General features: G+C 72.4%; 13 protein-coding genes and 2 rRNA genes. 9 read left to right on the plus strand and 6 right to left on the minus strand.

Annotated elements, in window-relative coordinates:
* Together ABD385_RS25415 and rrf are read left to right on the plus strand one after the other, a co-directional pair.
* A 23S ribosomal RNA gene (locus ABD385_RS25415) occupies window positions 1–170 on the plus strand; the annotation flags it as partial.
* Window positions 171–242: 72 nt separating this feature from the next.
* Window positions 243–359, plus strand: a 5S ribosomal RNA gene (rrf, locus tag ABD385_RS25420).
* Window positions 360–768: 409 nt separating this feature from the next.
* Here the strand turns inward: rrf and ABD385_RS25425 are convergent.
* From ABD385_RS25425 to ABD385_RS25445, 5 genes are read right to left on the minus strand one after another with little or no spacing between them, the layout of a single operon-like run.
* Window positions 769–2,079: a DUF58 domain-containing protein gene (locus ABD385_RS25425; RefSeq protein WP_344580175.1), complete on the minus strand. Its 1,311-nt coding sequence runs from the start codon at window positions 2,077–2,079 to the stop codon at window positions 769–771.
* Window positions 2,080–2,088: 9 nt separating this feature from the next.
* A complete protein-coding gene (locus ABD385_RS25430) occupies window positions 2,089–3,063 on the minus strand; it encodes an AAA family ATPase (protein WP_344580178.1) in 975 nt (324 codons plus the stop codon).
* Entirely contained in the window at window positions 3,035–4,264 is a 1,230-nt protein-coding gene (locus ABD385_RS25435; protein ID WP_344580180.1) for a DUF4350 domain-containing protein, read from the minus strand. Before ABD385_RS25435 ends, ABD385_RS25430 begins: the two co-directional genes overlap by 29 nt.
* Window positions 4,261–4,953: a DUF4129 domain-containing protein gene (locus ABD385_RS25440; RefSeq protein ID WP_344580182.1), complete on the minus strand. Its 693-nt coding sequence runs from the start codon at window positions 4,951–4,953 to the stop codon at window positions 4,261–4,263. Before ABD385_RS25440 ends, ABD385_RS25435 begins: the two co-directional genes overlap by 4 nt.
* A 4-nt stretch (window positions 4,954–4,957) precedes the next feature.
* Window positions 4,958–6,610: a DUF7847 domain-containing protein gene (locus ABD385_RS25445; protein ID WP_344580185.1), complete on the minus strand. Its 1,653-nt coding sequence runs from the start codon at window positions 6,608–6,610 to the stop codon at window positions 4,958–4,960.
* 152 nt (window positions 6,611–6,762) lie between these two features.
* On the opposite strand from ABD385_RS25445, the gene mtnA reads away from it, so the two are divergent.
* The 7 genes from mtnA to ABD385_RS25480 all read left to right on the plus strand — a co-directional run bounded on the left by mtnA (window position 6,763) and on the right by ABD385_RS25480 (window position 16,219).
* Window positions 6,763–7,935 carry an S-methyl-5-thioribose-1-phosphate isomerase gene (gene mtnA / locus ABD385_RS25450; protein WP_344580188.1) on the plus strand — a complete coding sequence of 391 codons (1,173 nt, stop codon included), beginning with the start codon at window positions 6,763–6,765 and terminating at the stop codon, window positions 7,933–7,935.
* Complete coding sequence (mtrA, locus tag ABD385_RS25455; RefSeq protein WP_344580192.1) at window positions 7,932–8,609, plus strand: two-component system response regulator MtrA; 678 nt, start codon at window positions 7,932–7,934, stop codon at window positions 8,607–8,609. Before mtnA ends, mtrA begins: the two co-directional genes overlap by 4 nt.
* A 1-nt stretch (window position 8,610) precedes the next feature.
* A complete protein-coding gene (mtrB, locus tag ABD385_RS25460; protein WP_425585474.1) occupies window positions 8,611–10,752 on the plus strand; it encodes an MtrAB system histidine kinase MtrB in 2,142 nt (713 codons plus the stop codon).
* Complete coding sequence (locus tag ABD385_RS25465; protein WP_344580203.1) at window positions 10,742–12,637, plus strand: LpqB family beta-propeller domain-containing protein; 1,896 nt, start codon at window positions 10,742–10,744, stop codon at window positions 12,635–12,637. Before mtrB ends, ABD385_RS25465 begins: the two co-directional genes overlap by 11 nt.
* Window positions 12,638–13,049: 412 nt before the next feature.
* Entirely contained in the window at window positions 13,050–13,766 is a 717-nt protein-coding gene (locus ABD385_RS25470) for a ComF family protein (RefSeq protein ID WP_344580206.1), read from the plus strand.
* Between the two features lie 760 nt (window positions 13,767–14,526).
* Window positions 14,527–15,222 (plus strand): ribosome hibernation-promoting factor, HPF/YfiA family, encoded by a 696-nt coding sequence (hpf, locus tag ABD385_RS25475; protein ID WP_344580209.1) that lies wholly within the window; start codon window positions 14,527–14,529, stop codon window positions 15,220–15,222.
* Window positions 15,223–15,457: 235 nt separating this feature from the next.
* Window positions 15,458–16,219: a response regulator gene (locus ABD385_RS25480; RefSeq protein ID WP_344580212.1), complete on the plus strand. Its 762-nt coding sequence runs from the start codon at window positions 15,458–15,460 to the stop codon at window positions 16,217–16,219.
* A 99-nt stretch (window positions 16,220–16,318) separates the two neighbouring features.
* Here the strand turns inward: ABD385_RS25480 and ABD385_RS25485 are convergent, their stop codons facing one another.
* Window positions 16,319–17,572, minus strand: coding sequence for a winged helix-turn-helix domain-containing protein (locus ABD385_RS25485; protein ID WP_344580215.1), 1,254 nt, complete (start codon window positions 17,570–17,572; stop codon window positions 16,319–16,321).
* Window positions 17,573–17,635: the final 63 nt, after the last annotated feature.

The following is a 17,635-nucleotide window of genomic DNA, read 5'->3' on the forward strand; positions in this document are numbered from 1 at the left end:
GGAAAGGATAACCGCTGAAAGCATCTAAGCGGGAAGCCTGCTTCGAGATGAGGGCTCCCTCCTCCTTGAGAGGGTAAGGCTCCCAGTAGACGACTGGGTTGATAGGCCAGATATGGAAGCACTGTAAAGTGTGGAGTTGACTGGTACTAATAGGCCGAGGGCTTGTCCTCAGTTGCTCGCGTCCACTGTGTTGGTTCTGAAGCCACGAACAGACCAACGGTTGTTCTAAAGTTTCATAGTGTTTCGGTGGTTTTAGCGTTAGGGAAACGCCCGGTTACATTTCGAACCCGGAAGCTAAGCCTTTCAGCGCCGATGGTACTGCAGGGGGGACCCTGTGGGAGAGTAGGACGCCGCCGAACAAATTTTGAGATATGCCCCGCACCGGCAAGGTGCGGGGCATATCTGTTTTTGGGCTTCGTTTCCAGCCAGTGTATGGGCTTGGAAACGAAGCCCTTTTTGCGTTGTGGGCCGGACGGTCTCTGTCGGCTCCGTCGCTGCTGTGTAGGGAGCCGAATTGCCTGAGGGCTCCGCGAGGGCTCTGCTTCGTACTTGGTTTGCTCGGTTACTCGGTCTTGGGTGGGGTTATGGGGAGAGCGGCTGGGGGCTGCGTCGTGAGTGCTGTGGGGCTTCGTGCGGGGTTGGGGAGACAAAGCAGTGGCGGGGCCGGTAACCGGGAGCGTCGCGCCAAAGGGTTGGAGACGGCGGGGGCATCGGTGGATGGGGTGTGGATGCCTGTGGGGTGGCCGTGTGGTGCGTTGGAGGAGGGGGTTATAGGCGGCCGGTGGCCTTGAGGGAGAGGTAGGCGTCGGCGAGGTCAGGGGCCAGGTGGGCGGGGGTGGAGTCGATGACCGTGATGCCGTGGCGGCGGAGGCGGTCTGCGGTGTGGCGGCGGGCGGTGCGGGTCTGTTCCGCGGCGGCGGCTGCGTAGACGGCCTGGGGGGTGTGGCGGCCGGCGGCCAGTTCTTCGATGCGGGGGTCGGCGACCGCCGCGACGATCAGTTCGTTGCGCTGGGTGAGGGTGGGGAGGAGGGGCAGCAGTGCCTCCTCCATGGGGGCCGTGTCGAGGCCGGTGAAGAGCACGATGAGGGAGCGGCGGGTGGCGTGGCGGTGGATGGTCGCCGCCAGGCCGCGGGCGTCCGCCTCGACCAGCTCGGGTTCTAGGGGAGCCAGGGCGTCGGTGAGGGCCGGGAGGAGGTCGCGGGAGGTGCGGCCTTGTACGGAGGCGCGGATCCGGCGGTCGTAGGCGAGGAGGTCGACGCGGTCGCCGGCGCGGGCGGCGAGGGCCGCGAGGAGCAGGGCGGCGTCCATGGAGGCGTCGAGGCGGGGGGTGTCGCCGACGCGGCCGGCCGAGGTGCGGCCGGTTTCCAGGACGAGGAGGATGCGGCGGTCGCGTTCGGGGCGCCAGGTGCGGACGGCGACGGTTTGCTGGCGGGCGGTGGCGCGCCAGTCGATGGAGCGGGTGTCGTCGCCGGGGGCGTAGTCGCGGAGGCTGTCGAATTCGGTGCCTTCGCCGCGGGTGAGGATGCTGGTGCGGCCGTCGAGTTCGCGGAGCCGGGCGAGTTTGGCGGGGAGGTGCTTGCGGCTCGCGAAGGGCGGCAGGACGCGCAGGGTCCAGGGGACGTGGTGGTTGCCTTGGCGGGCAGCCAGGCCGAGGGGGCCGTAGGAGCGGACCGTGACGCGGACGGCGTGGTGGTCACCGCGGCGGGTCGGGTGGAGCGTCGTGGTCAGGCGGCGGCGCTCGCCGGCGGGGACGCTGAGGGCGTGACGGGACGCCGGGATGTCGTCGCCGGGCGGGAAGGAGCTGGGGGGCCAGGCGTCGCGGACCTGGGCGCGGAGCGGGCGCCGGCTCGGGTTGGTGACGGTGAGGTGGATGTGGGCTTCGCCTGTTAGTCGAATGCTTGTGTCACCGCTTCGGGTGAAATGGAGCTTTCGCACTGGCGCGGCGAGTGCGACATCGCACAAGATTGCTAGCAGCAGCACGAGTTGAACGGTGAGGATCCCGAGCCAGCTGGGCAGCGCGAAGCCCACGACCAGGGCTCCGAGCGCGGAGACGAGAGCGGTGCGTCCGGTGAGGGCCACGGTCTTGCCTCAGCGGGGGACGGGGAGATGAGCGAGCACTGCGTTGATCACGGAGTCAGCAGTGACTCCTTCCATTTCGGCCTCGGGCCGAAGGTGCACGCGGTGCCGGAGGGTGGGGAGCGCGAGGGCCTTGACGTCGTCGGGCGTGACGTAGTCGCGGCCGGTGAGCCAGGCCCAGGCACGTGAGGTCGACAGCAGGGCGGTGGCTCCTCGGGGGGAGACACCGAGGGAGAGCGAGGGGGATTCACGAGTGGCACGGCAGATATCGACGATGTAGCCGGTGACTTCGGGTGAGACGGCGGTCTTGGCGACCGCGGCCCGGGCGGCCTCGAGGTCGGCGGCGGAAGCGACGGGGCGGAGACCTGCGGCGTTGAGGTCGCGCGGGCTGAAGCCGGCCGCGTGACGGTTGAGGATGTCGATCTCGTCCTGGCGGGCGGGCAGGGGCACCGTCAGCTTGATCAGGAAGCGGTCGAGTTGCGCCTCGGGGAGGGGGTACGTGCCCTCGTACTCCGTGGGGTTCTGGGTGGCGGCGACCAGGAACGGCTCGGGGAGCGGACGGGGCGTGCCGTCGACGGTCACCTGGCGTTCTTCCATCGCTTCGAGCAGGGACGCCTGGGTCTTGGGCGGTGTGCGGTTGATCTCGTCGGCGAGGAGGAGGTTGGTGAAGACCGGGCCGGGCTGGAAGGAGAACTCGGCGTTGCGGGTGTCGTAGACCAGCGAGCCGGTGACGTCGCTCGGCATCAGATCGGGGGTGAACTGGACGCGCTTGGTGTCGAGTTCGAGGACCGTGGACAAGGCGCGCACGAGCAGGGTCTTGGCGACGCCGGGGACTCCTTCGAGGAGTACGTGACCGCGGCAGAGCAGCGCGACGACCAGACCGGTGACGGCGGGGTCCTGGCCTACCACGGCCTTGGCTATCTCGGTGCGCAGTTCCTCAAGCGAGGCTCGGGCGCTGTCAGCGGTCGGGGTGCTCACGGGGGGCATGCCTCTCTTGGGAAACGATCGAGTTTTCAAGCGCGTCGAGTTGGTCGGCGAGGTGCACCAGGGCCTTGTCGTCCGCCGGAGTCGGGCCGAAGAGCAGGGCCTGGAGGTCGGTCGAGGCCAGCAAGGAGGCGGCCACATGGGTGCGGACGGCGGGGAGGATGCGGTCCGGGTCGTGGGCGTGTGCGGAGGGCACGCCGAGGAGGGGGGCGAGCCTGGTGCGGGTCGCCGTGCGCAGGACGGCAGAGGCCCGGTCTCGGGCGTGGGCCTGTGCGTAGAGGCGGGCGTGGCCCTCGGTGGTTTCGGCGGCCGGCACGGTGACCGGGAGTCGCTCGGGCACCAGGGGGCCGAGGCGGCGGGCGCGCCAGAGGGCCGCGCAGCCGGCGGCGAGGGTGAGTTGGAACAGGGCCCAGCGCCAGCCGGCAGGGAGGAGACCGAAGAAGCCGGGCTGAGCGTCCGGGGCGGTGACGGAGGAATCGCTGACGGAGGGGAGGTACCAGACCAGATGCTTGTGCGCACCGAGGAGTTGGAGGGCCAGCGAGGCATTGCCCTGGTCCGCGAGGCGGTAGTTGTAGAGGAAGTCCGCGGAGCCGAGGAGGACGGTGTCGCGGTCCGGGTGGGCGGACGGGATGCGCAGGAGGGTGGGGGCGCCGCCGGCTTCGTAGCAGCGGTCGGCGGTGGTGGCGGACGTGGTGTAGCGGATGCCGCCCAGGAGGACGTCGCCCGCGCGGCGGGCGGCCGGCAGCGAACAGCCCGGCGAACGGGGGGCGTTGCTGATCTGGGGATCGGCCTGGACGCCGGGTGCGAAGAGCTCCAGCGATGCGGTGCCGGGTGCGAGCAGGACGGTGCGACCGGGGGTGCGGGCCGTCGCCGCGCGGAGGTCGGTCAGCTGATCGGCGGTCAGCACGTCGGGGGTGGTGACGAGGAGCGTGGTCTGCGGTCCTGCCGCGGCGGCCGCCTCGTCGGCGGTGGTCACGACCCGGGTGGTGACGCCGTGGGCGGCGAGGAGTTGGGCGAGGGCCCGGCTTCCGGTGCGGTCCGCGGACCGCGGGTCGAGCCGTCCGTGCTGTTCGCCGGATTGCAGGGCGGCGAGGGTCAGTCCGCCGATGACGAGCAGCAGCAGTGCCAGCAGGATGCCTCGGGAGCGGGCCCAGAGGCGGTGCGCGGTGTGGCCGGGCACGGCGGTGGTGGTGGCCGTCGTCATCCGAGGCTCCCGGTCGGGGTGGCGGCCAGTTGGGGCTTGGCGCGTTGCAGCTCGGTGTCGAGAGTGCTCAGGAGCGCGTACGCCCGATCCGTTCCGGGGCGACCGCCGTATGTGACGTCGTCGAAGGTGCGGGCGGCCGTGCGGAGTTGGCCGGCGTGCGCGGGGAGGACCAGGCCGGCTTCGGTGGCGGCCTCGTCGGCGGTCCGGCCGGGGCCTGGGGTGAGCAGGGCGCGTTCTTCGAGGCCGAGGACGATGGCGCGCATGCGGTCCTGGATCGCTTCGTTCCAGCGACCCTGGGCCGCGTGCTGTGCGGCGGCCGTGCGGTGTTCGGCAGCCGTCCGGGGCACGTCGGAGAAGAGGGTGCCCCGGGTGGTCGGGGTGCGGCGCACCGCACCCAGTCGCAACCGGAGGGCGATGATCACCAGCAGCACGAACACGGCGATGGCGATGAGCCCTGCCCAGCCGCCCGGAGTGGCGCCGGAGGCCGCATGGAAGAGTTCCCCGATGCGGTCCCAGAGCCAATCCAGGGCGCGCTGGATCAGGTTGGGGTCGTGCTGGTGGTACCGGGGATCGGACAGTTCGCGCTCCGCCGCCTCGTGGGCGGGGACTCGTGGGATCCGGACCGGTATGTCGTCGTCGGAGCGCGCGGTGAGACGTGCGAGCGCGGCGATCTTCCCCCCTGTGGTCACCGCATCAGCTTCCCGGCGCGGTGTCGGTCGGGCGCGGCCCGGGGACGCCGGGTGCGGTATCCGAGGGCGTGCCGGGAGCGTCCGGGGCCTCGGCGGCGGCAGCCTCGGACCGCTCCGGCCCTGCGTCCTCCGCCGCGGGATCCTGGGTCTTCGTCAGCTGAATCTTCGTCGCCTGAGGGCCGGTCGACTGAGGGGCCGTCGGCTCTGCCGGCTCGGCGGGAGGCTGGTCGGACGGGGTGTCAGTGGTGGTCTGGGCGCCGGCGGTTGCTTCGGGGGCGGTCCTCGGGGCCGGGGTGGTGGCGCCGGTGGCCGGGGGCGTGGCGGGCGCCTCGGGGGCGTAGCCGGGGAGGCCGGCGGCGCGGGCGAGTTCGAGGTCGAGGGCCTCGCGGCGGATGCGCTGGTCGACGTAGAGGAGCGCGGTGACCCCGGCGCTGATCGGGAAGGTGATCGCGGAGCTGATGACCGAGCCGATGCCCAGCACGATGAGGAACGGCCAGCCGGTCGAGTCGTTGGCGCCGCTCGCCCAGTCCACGAGGTTCTCGCCGCCTATCAGGAAGGCGACGAAGGTGGCCGGGATCTGGATGATGAATTGGACGATGACGATCAGCAGGTAGGCCAGGAGCTGGATGCCCAGCACCCGCCACCAGGACCCGCGGACGAGCTTGGCGGAGCGCCGCATGGAGGCCTTGACGCTCTGCTTCTCCAGCATCAGGGCGGGGGAGGCGAGGCTGTAGCGGACCCACAGCCAGATGCTCACGACGCCGCCTGCGAACAGGCCGAGCAGGACGAGGAGGAGACCGAGGTCGCCCGTGCCGGTGCTGGTGACGATGAAGCCCGGGGTCATGGCGGCCGCGCAGATGGCGATGACCATCAGCGGCAGCAGCACCAGCAGACCGAGCAGGCGCGGGAGCTGGCCGCGGGCGTCGTTCCAGGCCTCTCCGGCGGTCACCGAGCGGCCCAGGACGGCGCGGCTGACGACCATGGTCAGCATGCCGGTGGCGATGATCGTGCCGAGCAGCCCGATGAGCGTGGTGATGGCGGTGCCGGTGAGGGAGGTCGCCGCATCGTTCATGATCTCCCGCAGCGGGGGAGCGGCGCCGTCTTCGGGGGCCAGTTGGCCGGCGGAGTGGGGGAGCCAGAAGCCGGAGACGAGCGTGACCGTGGTCTGCGAGACGAGCGCGACGATCAGCGAGACGCCGAGCACGGTGCGCCAGTGGGTGCGCATGGTGGCGATGGCGCCGTCGAGGAGTTCGCCGACGCCGAGCGGACGCAGCGGGATGACACCCGGCTTGGCGGCCTGCGGCACGCCGCCCCAGCCACCGCCCCAACCGGGACCGCCGCCCCAGGCACCCTGATTGCCGGCGCCCGGCGGAGCGGTCCAACCGCCCGGTGCCGCGCCGGACGAGGCGCGGGTGCGGTCCCCGGCGCCCTCCTGGGCGTTGCGGCCGCCCGGCCCGCTCTGGCCGGGGATGCCGGCCGGGGCCGTCCACTGGCCGGGCGCCGGCTGGTCGCTGGACCAGTTCGGCGGGGTCGGCTGCTGGGACGCGTCGGGACGGTCCTGCGGTGCGGGCGACGTGGCGGGCTGCTCCGAGGTGCCGCGGCCCGGCTCGTCGGAGGGGGCGGATCCGGGCGAAGCCCAGCCCGGAGAGTTGTTCATCGTCGCTCCTTCTTGCTGCCCGGCCGCCGGGGCGGCCGGGGTCCGGGGTCCGCGGTGCCGTTCATCGTGTCATGGCCGGTGGCGCTCTGTACCCGGGCCCTGAGAGGAAGGGGACCTTCTGTTCGGTGGGGGATCGGCGGCAGACTGAGGGAATGGCTGATCGGCACGAGGTATCGGAGGCGGGCGCAGAGTCGCCCGCGGTCCCGTCGTTGCGCTGGGGGGAGTTGCCCGAGGGCCCGGTGGTGGTCCTCCTCGACCAGACCCGGCTCCCGGCAGAGGAGGTCGAGCTGGTCTGCACGGACGTCCCGGCGTTGGTGCAGGCGATCCAGACGTTGGCGGTGCGAGGGGCGCCGCTGTTGGGCATCACGGGCGCGTACGGCGTCGCGTTGGCCGCTGCGCGGGGATTCGACGTCGAGGAGGCGGCCGTCGCCTTGGCGAGCGCCCGGCCGACCGCGGCCAACCTCGGCTACGGCGTCCGGCGCGCGGCAGAGGCGTACCGCGGCGCGGCGGCCGGTGGCGCCGGTCCACAGGAGGCGGCGGCCGCCGCCCTGGCCGAGGCGCGGGCCGTCCACGCGGAGGACGTCGAGGCCAGCGCGCGCATGGCGGAGCGCGGTCTGGAACTGCTGGGCGAGCTCCTGCCGGGCGGCGGGCACCGCATCCTCACGCACTGCAACACCGGCGCCCTGGTCTCCGGAGGAGAGGGCACCGCCCTGGCCGTGGCGCTGGCGGCGCACCGGGCCGGCGAGCTGCGGCGGCTGTGGGTGGACGAGACACGGCCCCTGTTGCAGGGGGCGCGGCTGACCGCGTACGAGGCGGCGCGGGCCGGGATGGCGTACACGGTGCTGGCGGACGGCGCCGCGGGTTCGCTGTTCGCGGCCGGCGAGGTGGACGCGGTGCTCATCGGGGCGGACCGGATCGCGGCGGACGGCGCGGTCGCCAACAAGATCGGCAGCTATCCGCTGGCGGTGCTCGCCCGCTACCACCACGTTCCGTTCGTGGTCGTCGCGCCCACCAGCACGGTGGATCTGGCGACGGCGGACGGCGCCGGCATAGAGGTGGAGCAGCGGCCGGGGCGTGAAGTGACGGAGTTCTCGCTGCCGCATCGGCAGGGCGCCGGCGCTGTCCCCGGGACCGGGGTCGCGGTGGCGCCGCTGGGCTCGCTGGCCTACAACCCGGCCTTCGACGTCACGCCCGCCGAGCTGGTGACGGCGATCGTGACGGAGGCCGGAGTGGTGTCGCCGGTGACCCGCGAGCGGCTGGCGGACGTGTGTTCCGTCTCACGATGGAGAAAGTCACGATCAGGTAATGGGATGATGGCCGAATGAAGGGACGCGTCTTGGTCGTCGACGACGACACCGCACTGGCAGAGATGCTCGGCATCGTGCTGCGCGGCGAGGGCTTTGAACCGTCGTTCGTGTCGGACGGCGACAAGGCGCTCGCTGCGTTCCGCGAGACCAAGCCCGATCTTGTGCTGCTCGACCTGATGCTGCCCGGACGGGACGGCATCGAGGTGTGCCGGCTGATCCGGGCCGAGTCGGGCGTGCCGATCGTCATGCTGACCGCGAAGAGCGACACGGTGGACGTGGTCGTCGGCCTCGAATCGGGTGCGGACGACTACGTCGTCAAGCCGTTCAAGCCCAAGGAGCTGGTCGCCCGGATCCGGGCCCGGCTGCGGCGCTCGGAGGAGCCGACGCCCGAGCAACTGGCCATCGGTGACCTGGTCATCGACGTGGCGGGGCACTCCGTGAAGCGGGACGGGCAGTCGATCGCGCTGACCCCGCTGGAGTTCGACCTGCTGGTGGCGCTGGCCCGCAAGCCGTGGCAGGTGTTCACCCGCGAGGTGCTGCTGGAGCAGGTCTGGGGCTACCGGCACGCCGCGGACACCCGCCTCGTCAACGTCCACGTGCAGCGGCTGCGTTCCAAGGTCGAGCGGGACCCGGAGCGGCCGGAGATCGTGGTGACCGTGCGCGGCGTCGGCTACAAGGCCGGACCCAACTGAGATGACCCGGGACGGTTCGACCCCGGAGGGACAGCGGGGGCGCACCGTCGACCCGGTAGGCAAAATGTCCTTTTCGGATCGTGTGGCGGCGCGTCTGCTGCGCGGCGGACAACTGCTGCCCGACGGCGCGGTGAGCGGCCCCGTCCACCCCCTGCTGCGACTCTTCAGCCGGTGGGTGCGGCGGCCGCTGCTGCCCGCGCTGCGACTGTGGCGCCGCAACATCCAGCTGCGGGTGGTCGCCACCACCCTGCTGATGTCGCTGGCGGTGGTGCTGCTGCTCGGCGTCGTCGTCGTCGGACAGGTCCGCAACGGACTGCTCACCGCCAAGGCCCAGGCCGCCCAGAGCCAGGCCGTCGGCGGCTTCGAGGTCGCCCGGAAACTGGCCGACGGCGGCGACGACAACCGCACCGACGACAACAGCCGCACCGCCAGCCGCGGTTCCCAGGACTCCGCGACCTGGTTGACCAGCCTGGTCGAGCAGCTCGCCAGTGGTGGCCAGGGCGTGTTCTCGGTCGTCGCGCTCAGCTCCGACACCGACGAGCCGTTCGGCGACTCCACCCCCGGCACCCGCGGCCCCCGCGCCTCCGGGGACGTCGACCCCGAACGCAGCGTCCCGTCCGAGCTGCGCCGCAAGCTGGACAGCAAGTCCGGCACGTTCCGCCAGTACACCCAGATCAAACGCACCGGGTCCAACGACGGCGTGCCCGCGCTGATCATCGGCAAGCGCCTCAACGACGTCAACGGCAACCAGTACCAGCTGTACTACCTCTTCCCGTTCAGCCAGGAAGCGGAGTCCCTCAAGCTCGTCACCGGGACGCTGGCGACCGCCGGGGTGTTCGTCGTGATCCTGCTCGGCGCCATCGCCTGGCTGGTGGTGCGGCAGGTCGTCACGCCCGTGCGGATGGCCGCCGGGATCTCCGAGCGGCTCGCCGCCGGCCTCCTCCAGGAACGGATGAAGGTCACCGGCGAGGACGACTTCGCCCGGCTCGGCGAGTCCTTCAACAAGATGGCCCAGAACCTCCAACTCAAGATCCAGCAGTTGGAGGAGCTGTCCCGGATGCAGCGCCGGTTCGTCTCCGACGTCTCGCACGAGCTGCGCACCCCACTCACCACCGTACGGATGGCCGCCGACGTCATCCACGAGGTGCGGGACGAGTTCGACCCGGTCACCGCACGCTCCGCGGAACTGCTGCGCGGCCAGCTCGACCGCTTCGAGTCGCTGCTCGCCGAACTCCTGGAGATCAGCCGGTTCGACGCCGGCGCGGCGGCCCTGGAGGCCGAACCGGTCGATCTGCGCGACGTCGTCCACCGCGTCATCGAGGGCGCCGAACCGCTCGCCGAACGCAAGGGCAGCCGGATCGTGGTGCGCGGCGGCGACCACCCCGTCATGGCCGAGGCCGACCCCCGCCGAGTGGAGCGGATCCTGCGCAACCTCGTCGTCAACGCCGTCGAGCACGGCGAGGGCCGCGACGTCGTGATCCGACTCGCGTCCGCTGGCGGCCGCAGCGACGGCGCGGTCGGCGTCGCGGTCCGCGACTACGGCGTCGGCCTCAAGCCCGGTGAAGCGACCCGGGTCTTCAACCGCTTCTGGCGTGCGGACCCGGCGCGGGCCCGCACGACCGGCGGCACCGGCCTCGGCCTGTCCATCGCCATCGAGGACGCCCGGCTGCACGGCGGCTGGCTGCAGGCGTGGGGCGAGCCCGGCGGCGGCTCCCAGTTCCGGCTCACGTTGCCCCGTACGGCCGGCGAGACGCTCCGCGGCTCCCCGATCCCCCTGGAACCCGAGGACTCCCGACGCAACCGCGGCCGGGACGCCGACGGCCGCCCCCGCGCCGCCGCGGGCCGCCCGACCTCCACCGTCCCGCCGCAGCCCCGCCACGACGCCACCGAGCCCCCGGCCCGGTCCACGACGCCCCCGCCCGCCGCCGGCGGCGCCCGTGTGCTGCCCCAACAGGCCCCCACCGGCCGGCCCGAGGGAACAGGCGACGACGCCGGCCACCACGGCGGGACACCGGTCCACGCCCCACCGGCGGACGCGGCCCCGACCACCGACCCGGCCGGCCCCGACAGCCCGACCACCGACGACACGGACCACAGGACCGAACGCGAAGCGGAGCGGGAAGGCGGACGGCGTGGGCGCTGAACACGAAGACGGACGCACGACGCGCAGCCCGCGACTGCGCCGGCTCGCGCCCAAGGGCGGCCCGGCCGCCCGCACCGGACGCAAGGTCGTCCTCCTGGGCTGCGCCGGGGCGCTGTTGGCCGGCTGCGCGTCCATGCCCGACGGCGGGGACGTCACGGCGGTCGACCCCTCCCCGCGCGCCGACGGCGACTCGCAGGTGCGGGTCTACGGCGTGCCGCCGCAGGACGGCGCCCAACCCACCAACATCGTCCGCAGTTTCCTCGACGCGACCACCAGCGACGAGGCCGACTTCCGCACGGCCCGGATGTACCTCGCCAAGTCGGCGCGGCAGACCTGGCGGCCGTTCTTGGTCACCAACGTCCTCCAGGAGCGGCCGAAGTCCGAGCCGCAGACCCAGCCGAACCGCGAGGACGCCGACGGCTACACCGTCGCCCTCTCCGGCAGCCAAGTGGCGATGGTGGACGCCAACCACGCCTACACCCCCGAGGAGAAGCCGTACCGCGAGACGATCCACCTCATCAAGGAGGGGGACCAGTGGCGCATCGACCGGCTGCCCGACGGGCTGGTGCTGGGCCAGTCCGACTTCCAGCGCATCTACCGCTCCGTCAACAAGTACTACTTCGCGTCCTACAAGTCCGAGTCGGACGACCCCAAGGCCGGTAAGAACGTCCTCGTCGCCGACCCGGTCTACCTGCGGCAGCGGATAAAGCCGCTCACGTCCAGCGTGGAGGCCCTGCTGACCGGGCCCACCGACTGGCTGGACCGGGTGACGACGTCGGCGTTCCCGCCCGGCACCCGGCTCGCCGCCCGCGACCTGGCCCTGGACGACTCCAACGCCCTACAGGTCAAGCTCAGCAAACAGGCGGTCAACACCGACACCGCCCAGTGCAAGCGAATGGCCGCACAACTCTTCTTCACCGTCCAGGACATGACCCGGGCCTCGAAGATCAGCGAGGTCGAACTCCAGGACCCCAGCGGCAACTCGCTGTGCGCACTGACCCAGGACCAGGCCGAACGGGACTTCGCCGCCCCCGGCCACACCGGGAGCGCCGGCAAGGAGTACTTCATCGACGCCGAGCACCGCGTCGTCGCGATGTCGGACGCGGCCGGCGAACCAGCCCCGGTCCGCGGGCCGTTCGGCACCGGCAAGACCCCGCTGCGCTCCGTCGCCATCTCGCGCGGGGAGACCACCGCGGCCGGCGTGTCGGCCGACGGCCGGTACCTGTACGTGTCCGGCCTGGAGGACGGCGTCGAACGCAGCGGACCGCTGCTGACCAGCGCCAGTACGGCCAAGAGTGCCAACGAGGGCCTGACCGCGCCGAGTTGGGACGGGCTGGGCGACCTGTGGATCGCCGACCGGGACGCGCACCACTCCCGGCTGCTGCGGATGCGCGAGGGCAAGGGCGACCCCGAGGAGGTCGCGGTGCCCGGCCTCGGCGAGCGGCGGATCAAGGCGATCAAGGTGGCCGCGGACGGCATCCGGATCGCGATCCTCGTGGAGGACAAGGGCCGTACGACGCTCCAGCTCGGCCGGGTCGAGCGGGACGGCACGTCCGTGCACCCGACGCTTTCGGTCCAGGAACTCCGGCCCATCGCGCCCCAGTTGGAGGACGTGGTGGCGGCGTCGTGGGCGGGCGGCAGCCGGCTGGTCGTCGTCGGCCGGGAGGCCGGCGGGGTGCAGCAGATGCAGTTCATGGAGACCGACGGCTCGGCCTCCGACGCGCAGACGCTGCCCGGCGTCAACGGGGTCAAGGCGGTGGCGGCCTCGGAGGACGAAACCCGCCCGCTGATCGCCGACGCCACGGAGGGCATAGTCCGGCTGCCCCCGGACTCCAACTGGAAGACGGTGGCCAAGGACGGGACGGCGCCGGTCTACCCGGGCTGAGCGCGGACGAGCGGCACCGACCGGCCCGGAAGGGGCGGGCGGCGCCGCTCGCGCCCGTCCGTCCAGTGGGATGCCGGGCAGCCAGCCAGCCAGCCAGCCAGGCGGGCGTGCGTGCGTGCGGGGGACGGCCGGCCGGGGCGCTCGTATGGAAGCGGGGCGGAGGTGCGCCGGCGGGGCGGCGAGGCTTCGTGGTCTCCTTCGCCCTCGCTGCCGGCGCGCTCCCGCGCCCGTGCGCGCGCCCCCGGCCTTCTCCGACCCGTCACGAGGATCGGCTCGTAAACGCCGCCCGCGCGCCGCCCGCGCCCGCGGCGATCATGACGCGGAGGACCATCGACGTCGACGCGCCGCCCACCCGCGCCCGCAGTTATCCACAGGGGTGGTGGCCGCCCCCGCGCCACGCGACAGTGGACTCATGCGGGGGGTGTGGCGAGAGCTGGCGGGCCTGGTGCTGCCGGTCGACTGTGCGGGGTGTGGCCAGCCGCGTACGGAGCTGTGCGCGGCGTGCCACCGGGCGCTGTGGCGGGGCGGGCGCGGTGCGGCACGGGTGCGGCCGCGTCCGGTGCCGGCGGGGCTGCCGCGGGTGTGGGCCGGTGCGCCGTACGCCGACGAGGTGCGCGCGGTGCTGCTGGCGCACAAGGAACGGGGCGCCCTGCGGCTGGCCGCGCCGCTGGGGGCCGTGTTGGCGGGAGCGGTGCTGGCGGGGGTGGCGCGGGGGGTGGGGGGAGGGGGCGGCCCCCTGGTGCTCGTGCCGGTGCCCTCCGCGCGGCGGGCGGTTGCCGGGCGTGGGCACGATCCGGTGCGCAGGATCGCGTTGGCGGCTTCGGCCGAGCTGCGGCGGAGGGGGTTGGCGGTGCGGGTGCTGGCGGGGTTGCGGCAGCGGCGTGTGGTGGTCGACCAAGCGGGTTTGGACGCCCGGCAGCGGCTGGTGAACGTCGCCGGGGCCCTGGAGGTGCCGAGCACGGCCGGCAGGCTGCTGGCGGGGGCGCCGGCGCTGTTGGTGGACGATCTGGTGACGACGGGGGCCACGCTCGCCGAGGCGGCGCGGGCGGTGCGGGCCGCCGGGGGACGGGTGGCGGGGGCGGCGGTGGTGGCGGCACCCGGTAGTTCTTTCTCTTTCAACAGCACCTGAAGCGCCGGTTCGACGAGGGGCGAAGGGACGGAGTCCGGCCAAAGGGGCGACGGTGTCCGGCCATGCGACGGACTGCCTGGTTGCCGGCCGGCCTGCCTGGCTGCCTGGCCTGAAGGGCGCCCCGCCCTTCCGAGCGGCGCGTGCCTTCCCGGGTGGCACGTGTCCTTCGCTCCGTGCGGCAGGCGCGACGTCGGCCCGTGCGCCGCCGCCCTGCCGTGGCCGGCGCGTGGCCGACGCGTGGCCGGCGCGCGGCGGACGGACGGTCCCGACCCGGCCGGTGTTGAGTCAACTTCGACCGGCCCGTGGTCACGCTCCGGCGGATTCGTCGCCCTGCGTGATGCCCGCCGGGCGGGGGACGGGGGCGTCGGGCCGTTGACGGGCGGGGCGGGGGCCTTGGGAGGGCCGGTGGAGCGCTGGTGCGGACGGCCGGTGCGGGGGAACCGGGTGGGTCGGCCGGTCGTTGCTGGTAGTAAGCGCCGAATTTCACTCAAACGGAGCTGGGCGTGCTGAGGGGGTGCCGACACCCGTCCAGTAGAGCTATGTTCGGTTGTGAGGACTTGGCGGACGCTTTGCCTCCGATGTCGCGTTGCATGCTTTTCAGGGTTTTTCGGCGATTCTGAAAACGTGGGAATGGAGATCTCACCCCTGGGGGAGGAGGAGGTGAACGTCGCCAGTCCGAGGCTCCGGCACCCACCGGGGCCTGGTGCAAGAAGGAGCTGCTCCGCTTGCTGAGCGGGGCGATCCGGGAACGGAGTTCTGCGTGGACATCGTCGTCAAGGGCCGCAAGACCGAGGTGCCCGAGCGGTTCCGCAAGCACGTGGCCGAGAAGCTGAAGCTGGACAAGGTCCAGAAGCTCGACGGCAAGGTGATCAGCCTGGACGTCGAGGTGTCCAAGGAGCCCAACCCGCGGCAGGCCGACCGTTCCGACCGAGTGGAGATCACTCTCCGCTCCCGTGGCCCGGTGGTCCGGGCCGAGGCGGCCGCAGCCGACCCGTATGCAGCGCTGGACCTGGCCACGGCCAAGTTGGAGGCGCGCCTGCGGAAGGAGCACGACAAGCGCCACTCGCGCCGTGGCAACGGGCGCATTCCGGCGAGCGAGGTCGCGGTCACCGTCCCCGACGCGGCACGGTTGAACGGCCACGGCCTGACGGCCTCGGAGGAGGCCGCACAGCAGGACAAGGTGCCGACCACCCGGATGGGATCGCTGGAGATCCAGGGCGAAGGGCCCGTGGTCGTCCGCGAGAAGACCCACTCGGCGGCGCCGATGGCGCTCGACCAGGCGCTCTACGAGATGGAGTTGGTCGGACACGACTTCTATCTCTTCGTCGACGCCGAGACCAAGCAGCCGAGTGTCGTCTACCGGCGGCACGCTTACGACTACGGCGTCATCCACTTGAATTCCGACGCGTTCGGAGAGGAATCGCCCGGCGGCGCAGGCGGCGCGCTGGGCGGCTGACCCCCACCCGTTCGGTGCCCCCGGCGTACGCCCGGGGGCACCATCGTGCCTGCGGAAGGCTGGAGTTGAAGCCGTATAGTGTTTGTGCCAGCCGGGGAGTATGTGGACGCGAAACGGCGACATGCCGGGGGGACGGTCGTATGGCATTGATCGGTCCGGCCGAAAAGGGCTGTAGTCAACCAGCCTTATATCCAAACTCTGGCCCTTCGGCCGAGTAGTTGACGGGGAGGAATCAATGGGGGACAGTTTCGGGCCCGCACGGGGTGACGCGGACGGCGACGTCTGCGGTGTGGGGGCCGATGACGGTGACGGCGGTGCCGCGCGCGTGCCGCGGAAGGAGCCGATCCGGGTCCTCGTCGTGGACGACCACGCGCTCTTCCGCCGCGGTCTGGAGATCGTGCTGGCGCAGGAGGAGGACATCCAGGTCGTCGGCGAGGCCGGAGACGGTGCGGAGGCGGTCGACAAGGCCGCGGACCTGCTGCCCGACATCGTGTTGATGGACGTCCGGATGCCCCGCCGCGGCGGGATCGAGGCGTGCACCTCCCTCAAGGAGGTGGCCCCCAGCGCGAAGATCATCATGCTCACGATCAGCGACGAGGAGGCCGACCTCTACGACGCGATCAAGGCCGGCGCCACCGGCTACCTCCTCAAGGAGATCTCCACCGACGAGGTGGCCACCGCGATCCGGGCCGTCGCGGACGGGCAGTCGCAGATCAGCCCGTCGATGGCGTCCAAGCTCCTGACGGAGTTCAAGTCGATGATCCAGCGGACCGACGAGCGTCGTCTGGTGCCGGCGCCCCGGCTCACCGACCGTGAGCTGGAGGTCCTCAAACTCGTTGCCACGGGCATGAACAACCGGGATATCGCCAAGGAGTTGTTCATCTCCGAGAACACCGTGAAGAACCACGTGCGCAACATCCTGGAGAAGCTCCAACTGCATTCCCGGATGGAAGCCGTGGTGTATGCGATGCGGGAGAAGATTCTCGAAATCCGGTGAAGCCGGGCCGGGGGCCGGGTGCCCCCGGAGCGGTGCCGGATTGCCGTCGGATTGCCGGTGGCCACCGCAGGACGCCGGCGGAGCGGGGCCGGTGGCGGGTCAGGCCGTCGGGGCCTCCTCCAGGCGTTCGTCGTTGGTGTGGGTGAGTTCGGTGCGTAGGGCGGCGGCCAGCTGCGGGTCGTCGCAGCGCTCGACGCGGACGTCGTCGCAGCCCACCCAGGTCGCGGCCTCGTGCAGGGCCCGGGCCATGGGGCGGACGGCCTTGGGGCCCTGGAGCGAGAGTTGGCGGGCGACGAGGGTGCGGCCGTCGCGGGCCGGGTCGACGCGGCCGACCAGCTTGCCGCCGGCCAGCAGGGGCATCGCGAAGTAGCCGTGTATCCGCTGGGGTTTGGGGACGTACGCCTCCAAGCGGTGGGTGAAGCCGAAGATCCGCTCGGTGCGCGGGCGGTCCCAGATGAGGGAGTCGAAGGGGGAGAGCAGGGTCGTGCGGTGCCGGCCGCGGGACGGGGCGGCGAGCGCCGCCGGGTCCGCCCAGGCGGGCTTGGCCCAGCCCTCGACCGTCACCGGCACCAGGCCGGTGTCCTCGATGACGGCGTCCACCTGCTCGCCCTTGAGGCGGTGGTAGTCGGCGAGGTCCGCGCGGGTGGCCACGCCCATCGCGGCGCCGGCCTGGGCGACCAGGCGCCGCGTGCACGCGGTGTCGTCGAGGTCGTCGTGGAGCAGCGGCTCGGGGACGGCGCGCTCGGCGAGGTCGTAGATCCGCTTCCAGCCGCGGCGTTCGGTGCAGACCACGTCGCCGGTGTCCAGCAGCCACTCCACGGCGATCTTGGTCTCGGACCAGTCCCACCACTCGCCGCCGTTGCGACCGCCGCCCAGTTGGGAGGTGGTGAGCGGGCCGTCGGCCCGGAGGCGGTCCAGGACGGCGGCGCAGGAGCGGGCGGAGTCCTTCATGACGTGCCAGCGGTGGCCCTTGGCGCGCCGGGCGCGGCGGCGGAAGGCGAAGAGCGGCCACTCCTCGATGGGCAGGATGCAGGCGGCGTGCGACCAGTACTCGAAGCTGTGCGGGCGGGCCGGGGCGTCGCCCTCGGGGGCCGCCGACCAGTAGGCGCTCTCGACGGCCGGCCGGCCGACCGCGCCGAGGCGGGCGTAGGGGACGAGTTCGTGCGAGCGGGCCAGCACGGAGATCGTGTCGAGCTGGACGGCGCCGAGGTGGCGCAGCATGCCGCGGACGCCGGCCCGGCGGTCCGGGGCCCCGAGCAGGCCCTGCGCGCGCAGGGCCAGCCGCCGGGCGTCGTCGGCGGACAGGTCGGTCACGGGGCGTGGTGCGGGCTGGCGCTGCGTCACTCCGGTCATGGCGCACAGCGTAGGGGCGGCCACTGACAACGCTCCCGCGGCCGGGCGTTGCCGCAGGCCGGG

This window comes from Streptomyces lunalinharesii, assembly GCF_039532155.1.
GTDB lineage: Bacteria > Actinomycetota > Actinomycetes > Streptomycetales > Streptomycetaceae > Streptomyces > Streptomyces lunalinharesii.

Coding starts and splice junctions, on each gene's coding strand:
- ABD385_RS25430 (WP_344580178.1), bottom strand. CDS start 3,063: ATGCCCCCCGTGAGCACCCCGACCGCTGACAGCGCCCGAGCCTCGCTT.
- ABD385_RS25435 (WP_344580180.1), bottom strand. CDS start 4,264: ATGACGACGGCCACCACCACCGCCGTGCCCGGCCACACCGCGCACCGC.
- ABD385_RS25445 (WP_344580185.1), bottom strand. CDS start 6,610: ATGAACAACTCTCCGGGCTGGGCTTCGCCCGGATCCGCCCCCTCCGAC.
- mtnA (WP_344580188.1), top strand. CDS start 6,763: ATGGCTGATCGGCACGAGGTATCGGAGGCGGGCGCAGAGTCGCCCGCG.
- mtrA (WP_344580192.1), top strand. CDS start 7,932: ATGAAGGGACGCGTCTTGGTCGTCGACGACGACACCGCACTGGCAGAG.
- mtrB (WP_425585474.1), top strand. CDS start 8,611: ATGACCCGGGACGGTTCGACCCCGGAGGGACAGCGGGGGCGCACCGTC.
- ABD385_RS25470 (WP_344580206.1), top strand. CDS start 13,050: ATGCGGGGGGTGTGGCGAGAGCTGGCGGGCCTGGTGCTGCCGGTCGAC.
- ABD385_RS25480 (WP_344580212.1), top strand. CDS start 15,458: ATGGGGGACAGTTTCGGGCCCGCACGGGGTGACGCGGACGGCGACGTC.
- ABD385_RS25485 (WP_344580215.1), bottom strand. CDS start 17,572: ATGACCGGAGTGACGCAGCGCCAGCCCGCACCACGCCCCGTGACCGAC.